The sequence below is a fragment of the Pseudomonas kielensis genome, from assembly GCF_030505375.1.
Classification (GTDB): Bacteria; Pseudomonadota; Gammaproteobacteria; order Pseudomonadales; family Pseudomonadaceae; genus Aquipseudomonas; species Aquipseudomonas kielensis.
Genome location: NZ_CP130043.1, coordinates 1486165 through 1509861, shown reverse-complemented (window position 1 = coordinate 1509861; position 23697 = coordinate 1486165). Strand labels below are relative to the sequence as shown.

16 protein-coding genes are annotated in these 23697 nt (G+C 60.4%); 4 read left to right on the top strand and 12 right to left on the bottom strand.

Going from position 1 to position 23697, the window contains the following annotated elements; translation table 11 throughout:
- The first annotated feature begins 279 nt into the window (after positions 1-279).
- Complete coding sequence (locus Q1W70_RS07220) at positions 280-7290, top strand: TcdA/TcdB pore-forming domain-containing protein (protein ID WP_302098716.1); 7011 nt, start codon at positions 280-282, stop codon at positions 7288-7290.
- A 62-nt stretch (positions 7291-7352) separates the two neighbouring features.
- Here the strand turns inward: Q1W70_RS07220 and Q1W70_RS07215 are convergent, their stop codons facing one another.
- Entirely contained in the window at positions 7353-7949 is a 597-nt protein-coding gene (locus tag Q1W70_RS07215; protein ID WP_166589901.1) for a MarC family protein, read from the bottom strand.
- A gap of 250 nt (positions 7950-8199) precedes the next feature.
- Between Q1W70_RS07215 and Q1W70_RS07210 the strand changes: the two genes are divergently transcribed.
- The 3 genes from Q1W70_RS07210 to Q1W70_RS07200 all read left to right on the top strand — a co-directional run bounded on the left by Q1W70_RS07210 (position 8200) and on the right by Q1W70_RS07200 (position 10371).
- A complete protein-coding gene (locus Q1W70_RS07210) occupies positions 8200-8985 on the top strand; it encodes a hypothetical protein (RefSeq protein WP_302098715.1) in 786 nt (261 codons plus the stop codon).
- A gap of 61 nt (positions 8986-9046) precedes the next feature.
- Positions 9047-9742 (top strand): hypothetical protein, encoded by a 696-nt coding sequence (locus tag Q1W70_RS07205; protein WP_166589903.1) that lies wholly within the window; start codon positions 9047-9049, stop codon positions 9740-9742.
- Positions 9739-10371, top strand: a complete 633-nt coding sequence (locus Q1W70_RS07200) for a hypothetical protein (RefSeq protein WP_182343316.1) — start codon at positions 9739-9741, stop codon at positions 10369-10371. The genes Q1W70_RS07205 and Q1W70_RS07200 overlap by 4 nt, the downstream gene beginning before the upstream one ends.
- 22 nt (positions 10372-10393) lie before the next feature.
- On the opposite strand, the gene Q1W70_RS07195 is transcribed toward Q1W70_RS07200, so the two are convergent.
- From Q1W70_RS07195 to Q1W70_RS27250, 11 genes are all read right to left on the bottom strand, one after another.
- The gene (locus Q1W70_RS07195) at positions 10394-13168 is read right to left on the bottom strand and encodes a hybrid sensor histidine kinase/response regulator (protein WP_185817818.1); all 2775 of its coding nucleotides are present in this window, start codon (positions 13166-13168) and stop codon (positions 10394-10396) included.
- A 102-nt stretch (positions 13169-13270) separates the two neighbouring features.
- A complete protein-coding gene (purD, locus tag Q1W70_RS07190) occupies positions 13271-14563 on the bottom strand; it encodes a phosphoribosylamine--glycine ligase (RefSeq protein ID WP_166589906.1) in 1293 nt (430 codons plus the stop codon).
- 94 nt (positions 14564-14657) lie between these two features.
- Positions 14658-16265, bottom strand: a complete 1608-nt coding sequence (purH, locus tag Q1W70_RS07185) for a bifunctional phosphoribosylaminoimidazolecarboxamide formyltransferase/IMP cyclohydrolase (RefSeq protein WP_166589907.1) — start codon at positions 16263-16265, stop codon at positions 14658-14660.
- Positions 16266-16347: 82 nt separating this feature from the next.
- Positions 16348-16668 carry a DNA-binding transcriptional regulator Fis gene (fis, locus tag Q1W70_RS07180; protein ID WP_003186237.1) on the bottom strand — a complete coding sequence of 107 codons (321 nt, stop codon included), beginning with the start codon at positions 16666-16668 and terminating at the stop codon, positions 16348-16350.
- Positions 16665-17675, bottom strand: a complete 1011-nt coding sequence (gene dusB, locus Q1W70_RS07175; protein ID WP_166589908.1) for a tRNA dihydrouridine synthase DusB — start codon at positions 17673-17675, stop codon at positions 16665-16667. Before dusB ends, fis begins: the two co-directional genes overlap by 4 nt.
- Positions 17676-17861: 186 nt before the next feature.
- Positions 17862-19121, bottom strand: coding sequence for a DUF3426 domain-containing protein (locus Q1W70_RS07170; RefSeq protein ID WP_302098714.1), 1260 nt, complete (start codon positions 19119-19121; stop codon positions 17862-17864).
- Between the two features lie 30 nt (positions 19122-19151).
- Complete coding sequence (prmA, locus tag Q1W70_RS07165) at positions 19152-20030, bottom strand: 50S ribosomal protein L11 methyltransferase (RefSeq protein ID WP_182343326.1); 879 nt, start codon at positions 20028-20030, stop codon at positions 19152-19154.
- A 204-nt stretch (positions 20031-20234) separates the two neighbouring features.
- Positions 20235-21593 (bottom strand): acetyl-CoA carboxylase biotin carboxylase subunit, encoded by a 1359-nt coding sequence (accC, locus tag Q1W70_RS07160; RefSeq protein WP_166590949.1) that lies wholly within the window; start codon positions 21591-21593, stop codon positions 20235-20237.
- A gap of 17 nt (positions 21594-21610) precedes the next feature.
- Positions 21611-22072 carry an acetyl-CoA carboxylase biotin carboxyl carrier protein gene (gene accB, locus Q1W70_RS07155; RefSeq protein WP_166590948.1) on the bottom strand — a complete coding sequence of 154 codons (462 nt, stop codon included), beginning with the start codon at positions 22070-22072 and terminating at the stop codon, positions 21611-21613.
- A gap of 48 nt (positions 22073-22120) precedes the next feature.
- Positions 22121-22573: a type II 3-dehydroquinate dehydratase gene (gene aroQ, locus Q1W70_RS07150; protein WP_159993541.1), complete on the bottom strand. Its 453-nt coding sequence runs from the start codon at positions 22571-22573 to the stop codon at positions 22121-22123.
- A 207-nt stretch (positions 22574-22780) separates the two neighbouring features.
- Positions 22781-23383, bottom strand: a complete 603-nt coding sequence (locus Q1W70_RS27250) for a methyl-accepting chemotaxis protein (RefSeq protein ID WP_371927860.1) — start codon at positions 23381-23383, stop codon at positions 22781-22783.
- Positions 23384-23697: the final 314 nt, after the last annotated feature.

The following is a 23697-nucleotide window of genomic DNA, read 5'->3' as shown; positions in this document are numbered from 1 at the left end:
TAGGGGCGTTATTGTTTTACCTTGTTTTCGGACTCATGAAGTGTGTATGGGGACCAATAACAGTGGCCACAGTACACGACTTGTATTGAGTGCAAATTGTCTGTCCTGGGGCTATTCGTTAGATTGGCTGCTCGTCCTCCTGGGGGATGGAGCAACGCGCAAAGAGCGTTGTTGATGTGGAGTAAAGCCAAGCGCTGCACTCATTAAAGTGCGGCGTGGCCGGTACCAACCGTTCGGCATTAAATATATGTTTTCGCTACTTGTAGTGGATGTCCGTGCGTGCCCGTAAAACGAGTTGACTACAGTTTTCAGGAAGAAAAAATCATGGAAGATGCAATAGTAAATGCCGAAGAGCGGCATGATGGATTTTTGTCGTCCACAGCCTATGCGCAACTAAAAGAGGAGTTAAGCGAGTTTTCGGGGGCGCCTGATTACGAGGCGCTGGATCGTTATTATCTCGCCGCCAATCAAGCGTCTGAAGTCGCTGATAAGTTAGTGCCTGTCCAACTTCTCCAGCGCTCATTTGACGCGCTGTTTCATCAGCGGGCGACCCTCCCTTCCGCGACCGCCGAGCAAGCCTTGCTCGGGCTCGAACGGTATACATCCAGGTTGGCCGCGACTTCCACCCTGCTGTCGGCGGTGGCAGAGTCCGTGCCAAAAATCATGCACTTCGTCTGGGTCGGCGGCAGTGAGGTTGGCAACATCCAGCGTGACTATATGAATATCTGGCGGGAAGTGCTGGCTCCGCAGGGATATACGTTCAACCTCTGGTACGACCGCGACGCCTTGCTGGCATTCGAGATGAACCGGGTGATTCTCGACAGCGCCAGGGTGCATGCCATGGAGTCGGGGGGCGATAGAGAGACGAATCCCGCGGCGCTGTCGCGACTGATTGAAGACCGTGCCCGGGTGTTGAAGTGGCAAATGTCGACGTATCTGAGCCAGCCGCAATGGGCTGGCCGCGCGGACGAGGCGCGAATCGACCTGATGGTGCGGGCCTATGGCAAGGATCGCACGGTGCTCGAAGCCTTTCGCCAACAATGCCTGGATTCTCACCTGGCCATGGTCGGGCCGGATCTGCGGCTGCGTGATGCCGCTCAAGAGTTCAGTGAGCACTTTCTGCGAGATGTCTATCAGCGCGAAATCGGTATGCGCGGCAACTTTGCCGCGGCCAGTGACGTGGTACGTCTGCAGGCCCTGCATCTGGAGGGTGGCCGTTACAGCGATATGGACTACTTGCCGCCACTGGCCGAAAAGCTGGGGGCCGTCGATATCAGTAGTCTCAAGAAAGGCGCCCTGATTGGTGTGTTGCAACTGCTACTCAATCATGACGACAGCTTGATGCCGGGCCGGGACAGGCAGCGCTATGGGGATAGAACTGACACCGTCCCCGCAGAATACAAAGAAGCATTGCTTGCCTTTGCGCGTGGTCAACCCGGTGTCCGTGAAATATTTGTCCCGCCACAGGACAGTTCGGTAGCGCAGGATGGCATTCGCCTGGGCACGGCGTTCGGCTCGCAAGGCTCTGGGGAAATGAACGCTCATATTCTGGCTCACCCCGGGAGCGGCATGACCCAGGCCATCATGCAAACGATCCGATTCAATTATGACTGTCTGCAGGAAGTAGAGCGCCGACTTGCCATTGCCGGTATAGCGTGGGGGGATGAAGACCGCCTGTTCGATGTCGCTCAGAACGTCATCAACGAAAGGACGGCCGAAGGGAGGCTCACACAATCACGGCTGATGTCTTTTAAAAATCTTCTTTCTGCGATGTTTACGTACTACCAGGATGGGATTCGTACCGGCGCTCGCGGCACTATCACTTTGACTGGGCCCGGTGCCGCTGTCACAGGGCTCAGTGATTACACTGAAACGCACCTTGGATTCGAACAATTGGATGCCGTTCGTGCCCGATTGAAGTTGACCGATGGCTATAACGTTTTCACCGAGGAAGAGATGATCTCGGGCTGGACGGTGAACGGCACCCCGAGTGAATGGTTGGCCAAAGAGCAGGAAAAGTGGCTATCCGGAAAACTCAAGTCGCGTTACGCCGCCAACCTGGGGGAGCTGCTGAGAGAGCAAACCCTGACTTTCAAGCGAGGCTGGCCGGTTGTTGAAGGTAAGCCGGTGTTGTTGACGTCAGTGTTGCAATCACTGCTCAATGATTTGGGTGAGCCTTTTATCCGGGCGATGAATGACCGCTTGAGTGGTGATGTCATCTTCGACAAATGGGTTTCCATTGGCTTTGATGAGCGTCAGCAAATCCTCGCGCAAACGGCCAGTGAACTGCCGTCGTCGATCGGCGCCGAACTGCTTGGCAATCTGAATGAGGCGTTGACCCGGATTGCCGCAGGGAAGTTGCCTGTGGAGCATTTGAGTCCACTGCATCGTGTGGTGCTCGGGAGTTTGTTCGGCGCGCAGGCGCTCGACGAAGTGGGCTTTGCCAATGCCTGGGACAAGGCCCAAAGCTTTGCTGAGAGTACCCAGGATCGAGGGATTGTCGCGCGCTACGAACAAATTGAGCACATGTATCGTCAGCAGCGCTCGGCAGCCTTCGAAGCCGGGCTTGATACGCATTCCGAGGGCGTGTCACTCACGGAGCGCTCTGCGGCGCTCAAGGTCCTGGCCTTTGCCGAACCCTTGAGCGAACGGCAGTGGGGCGCACGTGTTGCACAGATCGAAGCGCGGGCCATGGATGAATATCGCTCTGCCATTCTCCAGCGTGGCAATACCATGCGCGAGGTGATGTTCCAGGCCAACGCCACGTCGGCCCGGCAGTTGCCGCAAAATCTGCTGGTGCGCGGTGGGGGGGAGCCAGGCCGACGTTGTTATCCGTTGGCACTGGTGATGGCTGCGGCGCTTGAGCAGGGCCGGGGCGCCCTGCGCACCCTGATTGGCCGGTTGGCCAGCGCCAACGTCGCCGTGGAAGATCCCACGACCCAGCGCTTGCTGCTGACCCTGGATGAGTTGCGCAGTGTGCCGATGGCCGAGTTTGGCGATAAGCGCGGGGCGGTCAGCCTGGCGAGCGCGCTGCAGACCCTGGAGGCGAAAGCCGCTTCCGTTAGCCTGATGCTCAACACCGACAATCATTCGCTGCTGGTCGCCAAGGTTGTGGAGCAGGGTAGCGCGACCTGGCACTTCTACGATCCCAACTTCGGTCTGTACGGCTTCGATAAGGTGGCGGACTTGCAGCGTGGCATCGAGCGGTTCCTGGCCGATGGCGAGCTGGCCAGGCACTACGGGATTGTCGATGTGACGAGTGACACGTTCAATCTGATTGAGCTCGACGGCCAGAAAATTGCCAACCGCGCCCTGCCTTCAGGGGGGAGGGTTGGTCAATTACTGGGGAACCAGGGAGGGGAGGACGCGAGCGTGCTCGAGCCCTCACTGCACCTCGCGGCGCTGCGGGCTCGCGCCTTGTCGGAGAACGCGCGTCTGGGGCGTGGCATCGCGGAGTTGGAGGGGCGACGTTGGGCGCAGGTCATCCAGTCGGTGACGAAAAAAATGATCGCCAATCGCACCCTGAAACCAGGATTCGTGCCGGTGTACGAGACGGTGCAGCCGGCGGGGGAAGGTCAATGGTCCCTCTCATTGATCAACAGCAAGCAACCTCAAGAAGTCGAGCACGTCACGGTTGATGAGCCGCACCTGATCAAGATCAAGGACTGGCTGCGCCAGCGCTTCGAGGTGCTGGGTAACGCGCCCAACGATGTTGAGCCCCATGAGCCCGGGGCGGTTAATACGATGAACAGCGGCTTTGCGATTCTGGCGCTCATGCAAAGCCTGCGGCAGGCCGAAGGTTCTCTGGCTGAAGGTGCCGGTACGCCGATGACGCTGGGCGTTCGTTTGCACAGCTACGTGATTTATAGCCAGGTGCTGCATGGCGTGGTGTCCGATCTCTATGCTCTGATCAAGCTGGTGCAGCTCGCCTTGCTTGATGAAAAGCTGATTGCAGCAACCTCCTCGACGCTGCTGGGGCGGACCTTCGGGCGACTGTTGGGGGTGGGGGCGGGCAACCTGCTGGCGCTGGTCAATGTCGGGTTCGACATCTATGAGTTGGTCACCGCCGACAATCCGTCGGCCAGGTCCGCCATCGCGGTTCAACTGAGTTTCGACGCCACCGGCCTGGCACTGGGACTGGTCGCCACCGGAAGCGGCACGTTGGCGGGTGTCGCCGGCCCCTTGGCCGTTGTGGTCGGCGGAATCGCTTATGGCGTGGGAGCATTGGCCCATAACTACCTGATCAATCTTTATAGGGCTCAACAGGTAGGGGAGTATTTCTATCGCATGAAATCGCTCGTCGCGCACGGCGGATGGACTGTGGAATCCGGTGTTTTCCAACCGGCCTCTGAAGTCGTTTTCAGGCGGGTGGACCTGCGAGCAGCGCGGGTGAGTCTTGGCAGTCATTTACTGTTGCGGGGACAGCGTTCCGGACCTGGGTTGCCGACCCTGGTTGGCGATGTTTCGCAGGCGATCGAGATCAACCAGCGTTGGGGCCTGTCGGGGCACTCCTTGCTGCCCGATGACATCAAGACCTTGATCCTGCCTGGCACGCCTCAATGTGCTTACGGTTACGACTATCAACTGATGCCGGGAGCCACCCATCGCCATGATCTGGGATTTGACGAGTTGCGCGAGCTGGAGCACGACAGCAACGGGAACCGCATCTTCTGGTTCGATCCCTGGACGCCATTCGAATATGTGATGTACGCACTGTATCCGAAGTACCAGGCGACCCGTGTCGAGGTCTTGCTGAACGAGCAGTGCCGTTCTTTGTATGTGCCGCAAATGCCTCGCGAATACCACGGGACCATGTCTTACTACATTGGCGGTGTGCAAGGACAGTACTCCCTCACGCTGGCTCCCGGTGTGGTGGCGGTTGAGCTTGCGGCCCTCGCTGAACCTGCAACGGTGCAGTGGGTGGTGCGTGCGGCCTGGACCAGTGAGACCTCGGTGCTGTTCGATGCGCGGGGCTTGACCCTGGATGGCATCAGGGTCGAGGTATCCGCCGAGAGCGCACTGTATCTGGAGTTGGCGCCGGACCGGCTGTTTCGCGTGAATTGGCCTGCCCAGCAGCTGGAGTTGGTGCAGGAGCAACTGCCCGACAACAGCGATGCCAGCGAACTGGCCCGCTACTTGACTCGACTGAATCATGAGCATCGTCTGGTCATCCCCTATGTGCCGCTATACCACTTCAAAGTGCCGCTCAGTGATCCGCAGTGGCCGACCTACACCAATGGGTTTTACGAAACAGCACGCGAACGCATTCTGTATGCCCGCGATCTGCCAGGCGGCGCCTGTGCTCAGATCCAGTTGGCCGCGGTCAAGGATGATCAGGTGTATTTCTATCATCGAGATTATCCAACGGTCTGGCGGGTCGATGCGATCACCGGCAAGGTCAATCGACGCTATCGTTTGTTCAACCCGCGCATGGCCTCTTCGATCCTCTCCTGTCATGACGTGGGGGAGGCTATACGTGTCGTACAGCAGGTCAGCGATATGAATGGGGTTGTCTTTCAGTTCGACTACCTGCTGTATCCCGATGAGGTTGATCTCAAGGCGATCACGAACACCTTGAGTGAGGAGATCTCCAGCGTTGCGGATGGGTTCGGATGGCAAGGCTGGAGTGCCTTCCTGCAGCAGTTTGACCCCTCCGACACGGTGTATGACGACGATTCACCTGAGACGGGCGGGGACATTAGGGGCTGGACGGCGGCGTTTCTTTCGCTGCAGGTTCACCACGGCGCGCAAACCCTTTGCGGCTGGTTACGGGTCTGGGACGAGTGGTTTGTGACCGATCGGGAGCTCGGCCTCAAGAGTCCGACTTTGCTTGCTGCGCGGCAAATGGATGGCAACAGCCTGGTTTTCTATGATGCGCAGGCCAGAACCCTGTCGCTCTGGGTGCGGCAGCCGGGGCCCGTCAACGGTGTTTTGCGCACCCTGCTCAGTGACGTGGACAGCGTGGTAACTGCCGGCGACACGTATCTGGCGCAGACCCACCACGGCCTGGTGTTCGAGGTCAGCGAGGAGCAGGTGGTCCTGCGCTCAGTCAATGAGCAATGGCTGGTCGCGCAGGAGGATTGGTTGGCGGGGTTGTCGGTGCTCGCTGGGCAATATGCTGTCAGTGGCTTCGATATCCTCGGCCTGTCCGATGTTAGGGCGCAACCGCTGGCTGCCCGCTACCTGGAGGGGCGAGTCCTTCTGGTCGGGGCTGAACAGGGGCGCAGGATGCATGCGGTGAGTCTGACCCACGATAAACAAGCGCTGTGGTTGTTTGCGCCCGACTCAGGTCGCCTCTACCGCCAGCCGATGCTGACCCTGGAGCAGATGCGGGGGCTGTTTGGCAGTGGCAAACAGCAAGTGCGCCGTGACGACTCCAATGGGTGGCAAGGTCGGTGGCGGCAGTGGCTGTTCGCTGAGGTGACCGCCCAGGGCAGCGGACTCCGGGGGGTTACCCGCGAGGGTGTGATACTCGAGCTGATCGAGGGCCAGCCGGCCCGTGTGACTGGCGTAGAACAGCTGTTCTTCGATGAGGCCAACGCGGCCCCGCTACGCAAGCAGAAACTGACAAAGTTACTGGCCAGGCTAGCGCATGCGAGCTTTCTGACTACGGGGCAGGTGGGTGATATCTGCAGTTGGTACGACACGCAGGTCAGGCGCAGGTTTTTTACCACCCTGAGTGAGGAGGTTCCCAGTGCTGCGTATCTGGGGGTGCATAAAGGGGCTAATCCACTGCTGCACGATTGGCGCCGAGGCCTGATGTTCAGTAACAGGGCGCGTGACTGGTGGGGCCGCGAACACGACTTCTGGGCCAAGGTTAATGCCGCCCTGCGAGACGACGAGGTGTTGACGATCGAGGGGCGTGGCAGGATTGTTGACCTGCTGCCGTTGATTCCGGATGGGGTGACCACCCTGGTGCTGGGGTATGCGCAAGGGCTGCTGGAGTGCCGTGTTTCACCTGAGGCCTGGATGCGCCTGGATTGCCTGATCGTCGACTTCGACTCATTGAAGCCGGGGGGGCATCTGCTCTCGATGGAGCTTTCCATCTCCGATCATTGGCTGATCACTCTGGTGGACGGGCATCTGATGCTGATCGATTCCAGCGACGGGCGTTGTTTGGTGCTGCGCGGCGCCGAAGCGCACGATGAAGCGTCCAGGCGTGAGTTGAAACTGGATCTGGGGTTTTCTGGCGAGCGCCTCTCGCTGTCTCTGGCAGACTTGATGGCGGGGATTGAGCCGGGCGTCGCTACGTCGCTGTGGGACCATGTGGAGAGCGGCAACGAGGTGTAGCGCCGGCTGAGGGGGCGGCCAAAAAGGCAGTGGGGTTTCCCGCTGCCTTTTTGGCCGGGGGTTCAAGGCACCAGGTAACCCCTGACCCCGGTAAAGATGATCTGCGCCGCCAGTGCACAGACAAACAGCCCCATCAGGCGGCTGACGATCTGCAAACCCTGGTCACCGAGAATCCGTTCTATGCGGTTGGACAGGTACAGCACCACGCCTACCGTGAAGCTGGCCAGGGCAATACTCATGATCGCAGTGAGTTTATCGTCCCAGTGCGGTTGGCCGACGCCCATCACCAGCAAGGCACCGATGGTGCCGGGGCCGACGGTCAGCGGGATGGTCAGCGGTACGATGGTCACATCCTGCTGCACGTTGTCGGTCTGCACGGCGGATTTTCCCTGGGCCATGCCCAATGCGGAAATGAACAGCACGCTGCCGGCGCCGATGCGAAAGGCGTCTACGGTGATGCCGAAGACATTGAAAATCACCCGGCCGAACAGGTAGAGCAGGACGCTGGAAATCAGGGTCGCGAGGGCGACTTTCCAGGCCAGGCGCCGACGCTCTTTGTTGGAATAGCCGCGGGTCAGGCTGATGAAGCACGACAGCACGAAGAACGGGCTATAGAGCACCAACATTTTCAGGTAAACGCTAAATAGCACGTGGAGCATGGTTTTGGCTCGCGGCGGGAGAGTGTTGGAGGGGAGTCTATCAGTCGGTTTATGGGTTGTGGGAGTTGGTCGGGAGATCAGTGGTTATTTTGTTGGCGCGTAATGAGTAGTTTTGTATAGGTTGTTCAAGGGTTGGGTGGCTGTTGTTATTGAGAAGTTACAGGTTGCTGTTTGTGGTTCTGCTTGTTCCTGATTATTGTCGTTCTTACGGCCTCATGAAGAGGCTGGATTAATAATCAAGGAGATGGTTATGAGTAGTGATGGTATATATGGTATGACCCCGGCCGGCTGTGTCGAGCGTATTAGAAGTTATGAGGTGGCAGACTCATTCACCCTGCGCGCTCGTGGTTTTACTTCGCCGGAAGTTGAGGCGCCGGAAAAAGGTGCCATTGTCGGGGAAGGTATTTTGTCTTTTACCGGTAATCTCTCCGAGCAAAATAGAGACGATGTCATGCACGCGTTTCTCTTTGCCACACTGGTGGCGAACAAAGCATTTCCCCGCGAGGACCAGGGTAAGGAATGGTACTACCAGTTTGTCCAGGTCATGACCGATGCTGGTTGGCTGCCCACCCAGAAGTTTTATAACGACATCAGTATCGGTGGTAACTCGGTCCGTATGGATCAATTGGTCCTGGAGATCCTCGGGGCTGTGGTGGCCGGAATTGCCTTGCCGGGCGCCACCTCTGAACTAATGCTGAAAGTGGCAGGCTCCGCTATCAGTGCACTGAAAAAGCGGGAAACTGCCCTGACCTTGTATGAGCGTAATGTGCTCGAAAATGGCGTAGGCGGTACTGCGGCCGGTACCTGTTCGGAAATCAATGGAGAAGTGACTCTGGCCTTGGGGACTGTGCGGTTTATTCGCAAGAACACGTCGGCCCAAGTTCTGTTTGCCGACTGGGATTCTCGTGATGTGAAACTGTATCGCGGTGAGTCGGTATTCAGGAAAGTACCATCTGTTGTCGAGCGGACCCGCGATGAAATTCTTAATAAGTTAGGTCGTAACGCAGAAAGCAAGATTGCCGATTACGAGATTTAATGGAATACATTTGAAAGGGGAGCCACTCAGTGGCTGCCCTTTTTAAGTTTGAGGGTTTGCTATGGAACAGCATTACATGGTGTATGCGGTAAGGGGCGCGGTTGTTGCCCTGCCCGGAGCCAATGGCCTGGTCACGTGTTCTGATGTCGTCAAATCGTGCCTGTTGGCCCAACTGGTGGCCAGTAAAAAAGTGCAGATGAAGCTCGCTGTCGACTGGTACGACGCTTATCTGCGGGTGGTCGATGATTTTTGGATACGCTCACTAAAGACGCAGCAGTATTTTTCCCTGGGGCCCCAGAACGGCACTTCTCCCTTGGAGTGGGTCGCCGGGATGATGGTCAATTCCAACGATCGTCCAGGGCAGGATTTTGCCGCTTTTCTGCCCCATCTCGCGCACTTGAATGACTCCGTGGGGGCCATTGGCGAATTGCCTGAAAATACCAGTCCAGCCCTGCAGGAAGTGCGCCTGCTGGCGATCCTGGCGCTGACGCCAACCTCGATCATCAGCCTGTATATCGGCTTCCAGACCCGCCAGGTGCTGAACGCCAATCCCTGGTCTCAGGTGTTCCGCGGCGAAGATGTCGTGGGCGTTGTATGCGTTCGCCAGGCGCGGGCGAATCTTTCCGAATGCCTTTATGCACAGGCTCGTGAGGCGGTTGACTTGAAGCTCGGGGATAAATTGAGCGACAACCTTTCGCGGCTGGGTGAAATCGTCAATGGTGTCTATACACCCTTTGCGATGGGGGGCAGGTCATGATCGATACCACTGAGCAGGCCGCCGTGGTGGGTGGCAGCCTGGTCGCCTTTGCCGGTGATCTACCGCAATCCCATCGGGAAGACATTTATCTCAGTACCCTGTACGCGCAACAGGCGACACGCGCGGCAGTTGCCGATGGACTGGTGGGTGACTGGTTCGAGTACTACCGCAACACGCTCAAGTTCATCGGCTGGGATGTGCCACCGCCGGCGGGCCTGCCGGCCACGTCCACTGACACGATGGGGCGCCAGGTCATCCAGCAGATTTCCAGGCGCCTGGGCGAGTCTTTTTCCATTCCCATCAGTCTTGCAATGGCAGCCCTGGAGCGCAACCAGGCGGCGCTCGATCTGTTCGAGTCCAGCAGCCTGACCCAGGAGGTGGGTGTCTTCCAGGCGATTCCCTGTGTTGCCAACGGCCCGAACAAAGTCGAACTGGGCCTCTACCACCGTGAGTTTCGCCTGTTTCGAGGTGCCCCGCGGTTTCTCTTCGCGCCAGAGCAGGTGCAGGAGAGTCGGGAACAGATGACGTTGCTGACCTTCAACACGTTGTACTACGCGCAGTTTCGCGAGAAGGTGAAAAAAGCCGTACTGGCCCAATCACTGCGCGCCATTCGCGGGCTCCAGATTTGAGCGCGACACCCCAGGCGGGTGATCAGACGGTGGATGCGCTGCGATTGTGTTGATCGCGCTGGGCCACCCAGTACTCGACCAGTTCACGCAGTTGCGACAACTCCACCGGCTTGGCCATGTGCCCGTCCATGCCGGCCTGGCGCGCGCGGTCCTTATGTTCGGCGAGGATGTGCGCGGTCAGTGCGACCACCGGGGTCCGAGTGCGCTGGTTGCCGACTTCCCAGGCGCGTAGTTGCTGCGTGGCGGAAAAACCGTCGAGGATCGGCATTTCGCAGTCCATCAACACCAGGTCATACCGCTGGGCCTTCATCGCCTTCAAGGCTTCTTCGCCGTTGCAGGCGGTGTCCGGTTGCAGGTTGAGTTTGCCCAGCATGCCACGAATCACTTTGGTCGAGATGCTGTTGTCTTCGGCCACCAGGATGCGGAAGTCGCTGGGCACATTGACCTCGGCTGGTGGGTTGCCGGGCAGGGGAACCGCGCTAACCTGGCCTTTGTTGCGTTGGGTCAACTCGTCGGCCAGGGTGGTCTTGAGTGTGTAGCCGGCGACGGGCTTGGCCAGGATGCGCTTGATCCCGGCGTTGCGCGCGATGATCTTGCTCGGGGCGTTGCTGATCCCGGTGAGCATGATCAGCAGGATGTCGTGGTTCAGGCTCGGGTCTTCCTTGATCTTGGCGGCCAGTTGCATGCCGGTCATGCCTGGCATGTTCTGGTCCAGCAGGACCACATCGAAATAATCGCGCAGGTGCGCCTTGGTGCGCAGCAGGGCCAGGGCTTCCTTGCCGGAAGGTACGGCACTGACATTCAGGCCCCAGGCCGTGCATTGCTGCACCAGGACCTTGCGGCAGGTGTCGTTGTCGTCCACCACCAGCACCCGGGCGCCCTGCAGCGGACTGTCGAGGTCGGACGTCGGGTGTTCGAGACGGTCTGGGTCCAGGGGCAAGGTCAGCCACAGCGTACTGCCCTGATTGCTGCCGCACTTGATGCCGAACTCACCGTGCATCAACAGGATCAACTGGCGGGCAATCACCAGGCCCAGGTTGCCGCCCAGGCGTGTCGCGGAGAGGAAGTTCTTGCTGTGCAGTTCGGCGTGCATCAAGGCTTCACGTTCTTCAGCATCCATTGGCTCCCCGCTGTCTTGCACGGCGATGCGCAGGCGCGGTTTGCTGCTGCGTTCATCGAGGGCGACAACGATCAGGATCTCGCCTTCCTCAGTCTTTTTCAGTGCATTTTCCAACAGGCTCAGCAGGGTCTGGCGCAGGCGTGTCGGGTCGCCGCTGATCACGCGCGGCACCTGGGGCTGGATGAAGCTGATGAGTTCGACGTTCTGCTGCTCGGCCTTGGCGCGGAAGATGCTCAGGCAGTCGTCGACCAGGGCATTGAGGTCGAACTGCACGTCATCCAGTTCGATTTGCCCGGACTCCAGCTTGGAGATGTCGAGGATCTCGTTGATCAGTGTCAGCAGTTCGTTGCCGGCACTGTGGATGGTCTGCACGTAGTCGCGCTGCTTGACCGACAGTGGCGTGCCCAGCAGTAGTTCAGTCATGCCCAGCACGCCATTCATCGGGGTGCGGATTTCATGGCTGATCTTCGCCAGGAACTCGGCCTTGGCGTTGATTTCGGCATTGCTGGCGGCCAGGTCGCGGCTGATGCTGAAGCGGTTCTCGATAATGCTGCGCTGGCGCTCGCTCAGCGAAATCCCCATCAACAGGCCGCTCAGGCAGATAAAAGCCAACAAGGCGGTGATCAGGCTTTGCGGGGCGACCACCGTCAGGCCCAGCAACGCAGGCAGGATGATCAGCGTGCCGAGGTTGAACACCACCATCGCCATGACGAAGAAGCGGGCCGGCCGGTAGCCCTGCTGCCAGTGGTAGGCGCTGACCAGGAGCATGCTCAGGCCGGCCAGCGCGACCAGTGCATAGGTCATCAGGTTCAGCGGCAAGGTCTCGACGAACAGCAACAGCAGGCTGCACAGCACGATGAACAGGATATCGCCCATCAGCAGCTTGTTCAGCGGGTGCGGGCCCAGCGGGGTGAAGAACCGATAGGTGAACATCAGCCCGCACGGCGCCGTCAGTAGCAGGGCCAGGTAGACGTCGGGGGCTTGCAGGGCATGCCAGTCGGGTAGCCATGGGCCGGCCAGGTTCAACAGCAGCAGCATGCCCAGCATCAGCAGGCCTTCGCACGCCGCGAGCCACAGGCAGGTTTGCGAGCGGGTGTAGGCGTAGCGCGTGAGGTTGTGCAGGATCAGCATGGCGATGCAGCCGAACAACAGGCCATAGATCAGCGTCTGGGTCTGATTGGCGGCGGACATGACCGCTGATTGCAGGGTGATGTAGGGCCGCAACTGGTGCTCGGACACCAGGCGTAGATACACGTCGAGGGGCTTCTGGAGCTGCGGCAGCGGCACCATGAAATCGGTGCTGGGCAGCGGTCGGGAGTTCAGTGCCTGGTCGTTGCCACTGTGGGTCTGCTCGATCAGCGTGTCGCCGTCCAGCACATAGAGGTCCAGGTGCAACAGATCGGGGGCGAAGATGCGCAGCAGTTGTTCGTGTTTGCCAGGACTGAGCCGAAAGCGCAGCCACAGCGCGCCATCGGGGTCGGCGGCGGTGATCTGGTCCAGTTCAATCGGGCTGAATTGATTGGTGTAGCGGGGCGAGCGGATGTCGGTCAGTTGCAGGCTGCCCTGTTCGTCGAGCAATACTGCCCAGCCACTGCCTTGCGCGGCGTGGGCCGGGAGCAGGCAGAGCAGGGTCAGTAGAGTGACGGTCAAGCCAATGGCAATCCTGAGCCAGCGCACGGCGGAATCCCTTCTTAAGTTGAAGCCAGATTATAACTATGCGCGGGCCTGGAACAGGACGGCAAGGACCAGCGGCCCTTGCCTGGCCGAACGGCTGGTTTATTACTGATTTTCGCCGCGTTCGCGAGCAATGGCACGGTAGCCAATGTCCTTGCGATAGAAGCAGCCTGGCCAATCGATCTTGGCGGCCAGTTGGTAGGCTTGCTGCTGGGCGGCATCGACGCTGGCACCCATCGCCGTGGCGCAGAGCACCCGGCCACCGGCAGTCACGACGTTACCGTCCTTGAGTGCAGTGCCAGCGTGGAAGACTTTGCCTTCCAGTGCGGCGGCTGCCTCCAGCCCCTGGATGACATCACCCTTGGCGTAGTCGGCCGGATAGCCACCCGCGGCCAGGACGATGCCGACGCTTGGGCGTGGATCCCACTGGGCTTCGACTTTGTCCAGCGCCTGGGCCAGCGCGGCTTCGACCAGCAGTACCAGGCTCGATTGCAGACGCAGCATCACCGGTTGGGTTTCCGGGTCGCCGAAACGGCAGTTGAACTCAATGACCTTCGGATTGCCGGCCTTGTCGATCATCAGGCCTGCATACAGGAAACCGGTATAGACGTTGCCTTCGGCTGCCATGCCCTTCACGGTTGGCCAGATCACCAGGTCCATGACCCGCTGATGCACTTCGCTGGTCACCACAGGAGCCGGGGAGTAGGCCCCCATGCCGCCGGTGTTCGGACCGGTGTCACCATCGCCTACACGCTTGTGGTCCTGGCTGGTGGCCATCGGCAGTACGTTCTTGCCGTCGACCATGACGATGAAGCTGGCTTCTTCGCCGTCGAGGAACTCTTCGATCACCACGCGCGAACCGGCGTCACCGAAGGCATTGCCGGCGAGCATGTCGCGCACCGCGTCTTCGGCTTCCTGCAGGGTCATGGCGACGATCACGCCTTTACCGGCGGCCAGGCCGTCGGCCTTGATCACGATCGGCGCACCTTTTTCACGCAGGTAAGCCAGGGCCGGCTCGATCTCGGTGAAGTTCTGGTAGTCGGCAGTCGGGATCTTGTGGCGCGCCAGGAAGTCCTTGGTGAAAGCCTTGGAGCCTTCCAGCTGGGCCGCGCCGGCGGTTGGGCCGAAGCAATCCAGGCCACGGGAGCGGAACAGGTCAACCACGCCAGCCACCAACGGGACTTCCGGGCCGACGATGGTCAGGGCGACGTTCTGCTCGGCAAAGTCTGCCAGTTGCTCAAGGGCCAGAACGTCGATCGCGACGTTTTCGCACTTGGCTTCAATGGCGGTGCCGGCGTTGCCGGGTGCCACGAAAACTTTCTGCACGCGCGGATCCTGAGCCACTTTCCAGGCCAGGGCGTGTTCACGGCCACCGCTGCCAATGATCAAAACATTCATTTCAAAAACCTCGGATGACGCTAATTCTGTGGGCAGCGTTGAAGCTGCTTTTCTGTGGGAGCGAGCAAGCTCGCTCCCACAGTTGATCGTGTACTTAGTGACGGAAGTGGCGCATGCCGGTGAAGACCATCGCGATGCCGGCTTCATCGGCTGCTGCAATCACTTCAGCATCACGCATCGAGCCGCCAGGCTGGATCACCGCAGTCACGCCGGCCTTGGCCGCATTGTCCAGGCCGTCGCGGAACGGGAAGAACGCGTCGGAAGCCATCACCGAACCGACGACCTGCAAACCGGCGTGTTCAGCCTTGATCGCCGCGATACGGGCCGAGTTCACGCGGCTCATCTGGCCAGCGCCGACCCCGATGGTCTGACGGTTCTTGGCGTAGACGATGGCGTTGGACTTGACATACTTGGCCACTTTCCAGGCGAAGATCAGGTCGTTGATCTCTTGTTCGGTCGGTGCACGCTGGGTCACGACTTTCAAGTCGTCGGCGCCGATCATGCCGATGTCGCGGCTCTGTACCAGCAGGCCGCCGTTGACGCGCTTGTAGTCCCAGGCAGCGGCACGCTCAGCCGACCACTCGCCGCAGGCCAGCAGGCGCACATTGGCCTTGGCCGCAACGATGGCGCGAGCTTCGGCGCTGACGCTCGGGGCGATGATCACTTCGACGAACTGACGCTCGACGATGGCCTTGGCCGTTTCAGCATCCAGTTCGCGGTTGAACGCGATGATGCCGCCGAAGGCCGATTCGGTGTCGGTGGCATAGGCCAGTTCGTAGGCCTGGCGGATACCGCCTTCGGCGTCCGGGCTTACCGCTACGCCGCACGGGTTGGCGTGCTTGACGATCACGCAGGCCGGCTTGACGAAGCTCTTCACGCATTCCAGCGCGGCGTCGGTGTCGGCCACGTTGTTGTACGACAGTTCCTTGCCCTGCAGTTGGGTCGCGGTGGCGATCCCGACTTCGGCAGGCGTCGCTTCCACGTAGAACGCCGCGCTCTGGTGCGGGTTCTCGCCGTAGCGCATTTCCTGGGCCTTGACGAACTGGCTGTTGAACGTGCGCGGGAACTCGCTGCGACCTTCTGTGCTGAGGGTGTCAGCCGCCTGGTTCACGGTGCCCATGTAGTTGGCGATCATGCCGTCGTAGGCGGCGGTGTGTTCAAACGCCTTGAGCATCAGGTCGAAACGCTGGGCGTAGGTCAGGCCACCGGCCTTGAGGTTTTCCAGGACGCTGGCGTAATCGCTGGCATTGACCACGATCGCGACGTCTTTGTGGTTTTTGGCTGCCGAGCGGACCATGGTCGGCCCGCCGATGTCGATGTTCTCGATGGCGGTCGGCAGGTCACAGCCCGGCTTGTTGATGGTGGCTTCGAACGGGTACAGGTTGACCGCCACCAGGTCGATCGGCTTGATGCCGTGCTCGTTCATGATCGCGTCGTCGATACCGCGACGACCGAGGATCCCGCCGTGGATTTTCGGATGCAGGGTCTTGACCCGACCGTCCATCATTTCGGCAAAACCGGTGTAATCCGCGACTTCCACAGCGGCTACGCCATTGTCCTGCAGCAGCTTGAACGTCCCGCCGGTGGAGAGGATCTCAACGCCAAGGGCTTCGAGCTCCTTGGCGAACTCGAGGATCCCGGTCTTGTCGGAAACGCTGATCAAGGCGCGGCGAATCGGCAGGCGGGTAGTCTGGTCGGTCATCTCAATTTCCATCAAAAGCAAAGGAAGTCAGCAAAAAAGGCGACCGGTTTTACGCGGGCGCCTTTCTGGTTTGATTAAATGCTTACAGCAAATCGTACTGCTTGAGTTTCTTGCGCAGGGTGCCGCGGTTCAGTCCCAGCAGCTCACTGGCCTTGGTCTGGTTGCCCTTGACGTAGTTCATCACGCTTTCGAGCAGGGGAGCCTCGACTTCGGAGAGCACCAGGTTGTACACATCCGTGACGGCCGCGCCCTCAAGGTGGGCGAAATAATTGTGCAGCGCCTTCTCGACACTCCCGCGAAGGGTCTGGCCTTCTTCGCTCGGCGTATTGAGGTGCTGTTTCAAATTCACGTTGTCGCTCACGGGTGTTGTTCCACTCACTAAAGTCTCGGTCATCATCGTCATGCGGCCACCCCTTCTCCGTCCCCTGTCAGGCTCTTATAACGTTCGGTGAAAAACTCCCGAACGTTGGCGCATTGTGCTTCCGTTCCATCCAAACGATTGAAGTGGGCGCGAAATTCCCTGGCGCCCGGCAAGGTTGCGAGATACCAGCCGACATGCTTGCGCGCAATGCGTACGCCCATGACGTCTCCATAAAAAGCATGGAGTGCGGCCAGATGCTCAAGCAGAATATGTTCCACTTCGCTCAATTGCGGAGCCGGCAGTTTTTCGCCGGTACGCAGGAAATGCTCGATCTCACGAAAAATCCATGGCCGCCCCTGGGCGGCCCGGCCTATCAGCAGGCCATCGGCGCCGGTCGCGTCAAGCACGTACCGGGCCTTCTCGGGCGAGTCGATGTCGCCATTGGCGAACACCGGAATCGACACCGCCTGCTTGATCGCGGCAATGGTGTCGTACTCCGCGTCCCCGGTGTACAGGTCGGCACGGGTGCGGCCATGCACCGCCAGCGCCGTGATCCCGGCCTGCTCGGCGATCTTCGCCACGGTCAGGCCGTTCTTGTTTGCCCGGTCCCAGCCCGTGCGGATCTTCAAGGTGACCGGCACATCAACCGCAGCCACCACGGCCTGCAGGATCTCGGTCACCAGCGCTTCATCTTTCAACAGGGCGGAGCCGGCGGCCTTGTTGCAGACCTTCTTCGCCGGACAGCCCATGTTGATATCAATAATCTGTGCGCCCAGCTCGACGTTGGCCCGGGCCGCATCCGCCAGCATCTGCGCATCACCACCGGCGATCTGTACCGAGCGAGGCTCGGGATCACCTTCGTGGACCATGCGCAGGCGTGACTTGCGGGTGTTCCACAAGCTCATGTCGCTGGTCACCATTTCCGAGACCACCAACCCTGCGCCCAGTCGCTTGCACAGCTGACGAAAGGGCTGGTCGGTGACACCCGCCATTGGGGCGAGGATCAAGCCGTTGGGCAATGTATATGGGCCGATGCGTACCGCCGACATAGGACTTCCCTGTTGTGGGGTCGGATCATGAGACTTCGAAAAAGGGTTGGCATGATACCCGCTCTCGATGACTGGATAAAGGCTGAATTGGATAAAATCTGAACAGTTACTTTGTTATTGCCAGTAGTTTGGTACGCCATGCCAGCCGTCAGAAAGCCACCGTCAATGGCGGGTCATTGAGCCCATTTACTCGGGCGAGTGAAAGCTGAGGCTGTAGTTCACGGCCTTGGAGCCGGGGTCGAGGATATCCAGGGCTATGTGGATCGGCGTTTGTGGTGGCATCTCCGCCAGGTCGGCAAGGTCGCCATTGAGGTATTCCCTTGGCTTGAAACGCCGGCTTGCGATCAGATGGCCGTTGAGGTCGGCAAACCGCAACTCCAGCAGCGGGAACGGCTGGGAGAATGGCGCACGGTTATAGATGATGGCATCCACCACCAGGGCGCCGCTGAAGTCCGGGTGGCTGCGCACCACCAGATTGCTGCTCTTGATCTTGGCGATGTCGACCTTGGACGGCACATTGCAGCCAAGCTGCGGGCACAGTTGCTGGAACCAGGGGCGGTACTGGTCCTGGCGGGCCAGCTCGTCGAAGTGATAGGCGATGTACTGGCCGGCCAGCGCACCGCCCGCCAACAGCACCATCAAGCCCCAGAACAGGCGGCGGCCCCAGGGTGAGCGGCGCTTCTGCCAGTCCAGTTGCAACGGGTCGTCGACCAGGTCCTGCAGCACTTCATCATGGCGGGCGGACTCTTTGCGCGGACGCTTCTTGCGCGGCGGTTCGATGGCCTGGGGCGGATCCTCCAGTTCGTCGTCATCGGTGGCCGACAGCCGTTCGTGACGCAGGTCCTGACGGGCCTCCTCGTCGTCCACCGGCTCCAGGCGCAGTTGCGGCGCCTCGGGTTCGTCGTCGTCAAGATCGACCAGTGACAGCGACGGCTCGGTGCGTGAAGACGTGAGGGGGTCGTCGAGATCTTCGGTCGAGACGTTGCCCGTCACCGGGCTGTCGACGTTGCTCAAGGCGCGTTCGGCAGCAGACTCGCTGAACAGGCTGTCGGACCAGGTTTCTTCGCTTTCGCCGCTGTCGCGTCGGGCACTGAGTGAGTCTTCCCGAGGCTTGCGCTCCTGGCCGAACTCTTTGGTCGGCTGGATTTCCCGCTGCTCCAGCCGAGCCAGTTCCTCGTCGAGGTCGAGGTGGTCCAGGTCAAGCTCGGCGGCGGTCCACTGCTTCTGGCTGATCGCCCGTTGCTCGGGCGCCGGTACGGTCGTTGGCGGCGGGGTGAGCGGGACGGCTTGCTGACCCTGGCGTTGCTCGAGCAACTGGCGGGCGGCGTTGAACACTTGCAGGCAGGAGCCGCAACGAACCACCCCGCGAGCCACGCTCAATTGAGCGTGGCTGACGCGAAAACTGGTCTGACAGTGCGGGCATTGAGTGACGAAGCTGTCGGTCATGCGGCCATCCGGAGTCTGCAAGCGCTCATTCTAGCGCCGACGGCCGGTAATACGCACCCAGCCGTCGCGATTGGCGATCGGGTCGAGATCGAAGTCCTGGGCATAAGCGGCAGCGACCTCATCACCTTGTTCGGCGAGGATCCCCGACAGCGCCAGGCGCCCGCCGGACTTGACCAGGCTGGACAGTTGCGGTGCCAGCGAAACCAGGGGGCCGGCAAGAATGTTGGCGACCAGCACATCGGCCTGCACCTGTGGCATATCTTCTGGCAGGTACAGCGGGAACAGTTCATCGGCAATGTTGTTGCGCCCGGCGTTGTCGCGCGATGCTTCCAGCGCTTGCACGTCGATATCGGTGCCGACAGCTTGTTTCGCCCCGAGCAGCAGGGCGGCAATGGCCAGGATCCCCGAGCCGCAGCCGAAGTCCAGCACGTTGCAGTCCTTGAGGTCTTGGCCGTCGAGCCATTCCAGGCAAAGTGCGGTGGTTGGGTGAGTACCGGTGCCGAACGCCAGGCCCGGATCCAGCAGCAGGTTGACCGCGTCGGGCTCGGGGGCGGCGTGCCAGCTCGGCACGATCCACAGGCGCTGGCCGAACTGCATCGGCTGGAAGCCATCCATCCAGCTGCGTTCCCAGTCCTGGTCTTCGATCACTTCGCTGTGATGCTCGGGCAGCGGGCCGCCGGTCAGCAGCTCAAGGTGAGCCAGCACCGGGCCAGGCTCGGTGCCGCCTTCGAACAGGGCCAGCAGGTGAGTGTGCGACCACAGCGGAGTGGTGTTCAGCTCCGGCTCGAAGATCGGTTGATCCTCGGCGTCCATGAAAGTCACCGAGACGGCGCCCACTTCAAGGAAAGCGTCTTCATAGGTTTCGGCTTGTTCTGGGCTGATGGCGAGACGGACTTGCAGCCAAGGCATGGCGGGCACCTTTGAAAAATATTGATTGCAGCCTAGCGGTCTGCGAGAAGCGCGCAAGTTTACGCCAGAGAGCGGGTTTTGTGGGAGTGGGCTTTTCGGGAGGTTTCTGTTGCGCGTGCCCGCGATGGCGGTCGTGAGGGCAGAATAAACCCGCAGAAACAACAAAGCCGCCCGAAGGCGGCTTTGTCAGGTGCAGGCAAACACTCAGTGCTTGTCGCCCGCCAGCTTGTGCTCGAGGTAGTGAATGTTCACTCCCCCTTTGCAGAAGCCTTCATCGCGGACCAGGTCGCGGTGCAGCGGGATGTTGGTCTTGATCCCGTCAACCACGATTTCTTCCAGCGCATTGCGCATGCGCGCCATGGCTTCGTCACGGGTTGCCCCGTAAGTGATCAGCTTGCCAATCAGCGAGTCGTAGTTCGGCGGAACGGCATAACCACTGTACAGGTGCGAATCGACGCGAACGCCGTTGCCGCCTGGTGCGTGGAAATGCTTGACCGTACCCGGGCTCGGCATGAAGGTTTTCGGGTCTTCGGCGTTGATCCGGCATTCCAGCGCGTGACCGCGGATGACCACGTCATCCTGGGTGAACGACAGCTTGTTGCCAGCGGCGATGCTCAGCATCTCCTTGACGATGTCGATGCCGGTGACCATTTCCGAAACCGGGTGCTCAACCTGAACGCGGGTGTTCATTTCGATGAAATAGAACGCGCCATTCTCGTACAGGAACTCGAAGGTGCCGGCGCCACGGTAGCCGATGTCGATGCACGCCTTGACGCAGCGGGCGAAGACTTCCTGGCGAGCCTTCTCGTCGATGCCCGGTGCCGGCGCTTCTTCGAGAACTTTCTGGTGGCGACGTTGCAGCGAGCAATCGCGGTCACCCAGGTGGATGGCATGGCCCTGGCCATCGGAAAGCACCTGGACTTCCACGTGACGTGGGTTGGTCAGGAATTTTTCCAGATAGACCATCGAGTTGCCAAACGCTGCGCCCGCTTCGGAGCGAGTCAGCTTGGCCGAGGAGATCAGGTCTTCTTCTTTATGCACCACGCGCATGCCGCGACCACCACCGCCGCCAGCGGCCTTGATGATCACCGGGTAGCCCACTTCGCGACCGATGCGCAGAGCGGTTTCTTCGTCTTCGGGCAGCGGGCCGTCGGAGCCTGGAACGGTCGGTACGCCGGCTGCGATCATCGCGTGCTTGGCCGAAACCTTGTCGCCCATCAGGCGGATGGTTTCAGCTTTCGGGCCGATGAAGGCAAAACCGGAGTTCTCCACCTGTTCGGCGAAGTCGGCGTTTTCCGCGAGGAACCCGTAGCCTGGGTGAATGGCGGTAGCGCCGGTCACTTCGGCTGCAGCGATGATTGCCGGGATGTGCAGGTAAGAGTGCGCGGCCGATGCCGGACCGATGCAAACGGATTCGTCTGCCAGGCCCAGGTGCATCAGCTCCTTGTCGGCCTTGGAGTAAACGGCGACGGTCTTGATACCCATCTCTTTGCAGGCGCGCAGGATCCGCAGGGCAATTTCACCGCGGTTGGCGATCAGGACTTTTTCCAACTTCGCAGTCATCAAAGGCACTCCGCGGTTCAAACGATGGTGAACAGCGGTTGGTCGTACTCAACCGGCTGGCCGTCTTCAACGAGGATGGATTCGATCACACCGCTGGTTTCAGCTTCGATGTGGTTCATCATCTTCATGGCTTCGACGATGCACAGGGTGTCGCCTTTCTTCACGCTTTGGCCTACTTCAACGAAGGACGGCGAAGTCGGCGAAGACTTGCGATAGAAGGTACCTACCATTGGCGAGCGGGCAACGGTGCCGTTGAGCACAGGTGCGGCCGGAGCGGCAGGTGCAGCGGCAGCAGCAGGCGCTGCAGCAACTGGGGCGGCAGCCGGTGCAGCCATTGGCGCCGGAGCGTAGTACTGCTGGGCCGGAGTCTTGCTGTGGCGGCTGATACGTACGGACTCTTCGCCTTCCTTGATCTCGAGCTCGTCGATGCCGGACTCTTCCAGCAGTTCGATCAGTTTCTTAACTTTACGGATATCCATGAATCATCAACTCCCAAGGGTCGGTCAGGGGCGTTTAACGCTTGTTGTTCAAGCCGTTGCCGGTCTTTCAAGCTGTTCCAGGGCGGCCTCCAGGGCCAGTCGATAACCGCTGGCGCCAAGGCCGCAGATCACTCCCACCGCTACGTCGGAGAAGTAAGAGTGATGGCGGAAAGGTTCGCGTTTGTGCACGTTAGACAAATGCACTTCGATGAATGGGATGCTCACCGCCAGCAGCGCGTCACGTAATGCGACACTTGTATGCGTAAAAGCTGCTGGATTGATCAGGATGAAGTCCACGCCCTCGACACGAGCGGCGTGAATGCGATCGATCAATTCATACTCGGCGTTGCTTTGCAGGTAGAGCAAATGATGGCCGGCGTTGCGTGCCCGCTGTTCCAGGTCCTGGTTGATCTGGGCCAGGGTGACAGCCCCGTAGACGCCCGGTTCGCGGGTGCCGAGCAGGTTCAGGTTGGGTCCGTGCAGCACCAGTAGCGTCGCCATCTGCTGTTCCTTGTGATCTATGCGCAGTTATCAGAACCCGGCGACTATGCCGCAAAGCAATTGTGACTGTCCAGTTCTCTGCAATAGCCAGCACGATGACCGATGATTGCGCGAAGTATATGACCAACTGGTTAAATCTGGTCATTCGAGTTGGCAGCACGTTCGGCGAAGTCCCGGCAACAGGCGAAGCGGCTTGCGATAGACCGCTCAAACACGAAAGGCCTGCACCGCCGTGTGCAGCTGCCCGCCCAGCACCAGCAGGTTCTCGCCCTGGCTGCGCCCTTGACCGATACGCAGCAGATTATCCCCGCCCAATTGATGAATGCGTTCGCTGTGATCGCGGATTTCGCTGACCGCGCCGCTTTGCTGGGCCGTGACATCGGCGATGCGCACCGCGGTGTCAGCGATGGTCTGGATGGCATCGACGATTTTATCCAGTGCGCCGTCAGCCGCCTGCGCCTGGCTCGCGGTGGCCTCGGCGTGCTCGACCTGGGCGCGCATGCCGTCCACCGACCGGCGGGCCGCCTGTTGCAAGCCGGCAATCAAGGTCTGAATCTCGGCGGTAGCGCCGGCGGTGCGTTGGGCCAGGGTGCGAACCTCCTCGGCAACCACTGCGAAACCACGGCCCATTTCCCCCGCGCGGGCGGCTTCGATGGCGGCGTTCAGGGCCAGCAGGTTGGTCTGGTCGGCAATCGAGCGGATCACCGTCAGCACGCCACCGATGGTCGCTGACTCCTCGGCCAGGTGCTCGATCATCTGGGCATTGCCCTGGACTTCGTCGACCAGCGCGTGCAGCCCGGTCAGGCTCATGCCGATCACCTGCTGCCCGTGGGCCACCGCCAGGCCCGCATGGCGACTGGCGTCAGCCGCCTGGCTGGCATCGCCGGCCACTTGCACGATGGTGGCTTCCAGCTCGCCCAGGGAGTCGCGGATCAGCGCGGTGTCGCCGGCCTGATGCTCGGCACCGCCGTGCAGTTCGTTGCTCAGCTCGGCCAGCACACGGCTGCTGCCGGCGACTTGTTCGGCGTTGTGCCGGATGGTCCCCACCAGGTCCACCAGATAGGCGCGCAGGCGATTGAGCGAGGCCTCGATGTCATGCAGTTCGCGATTGGTCGCTCCCAGGT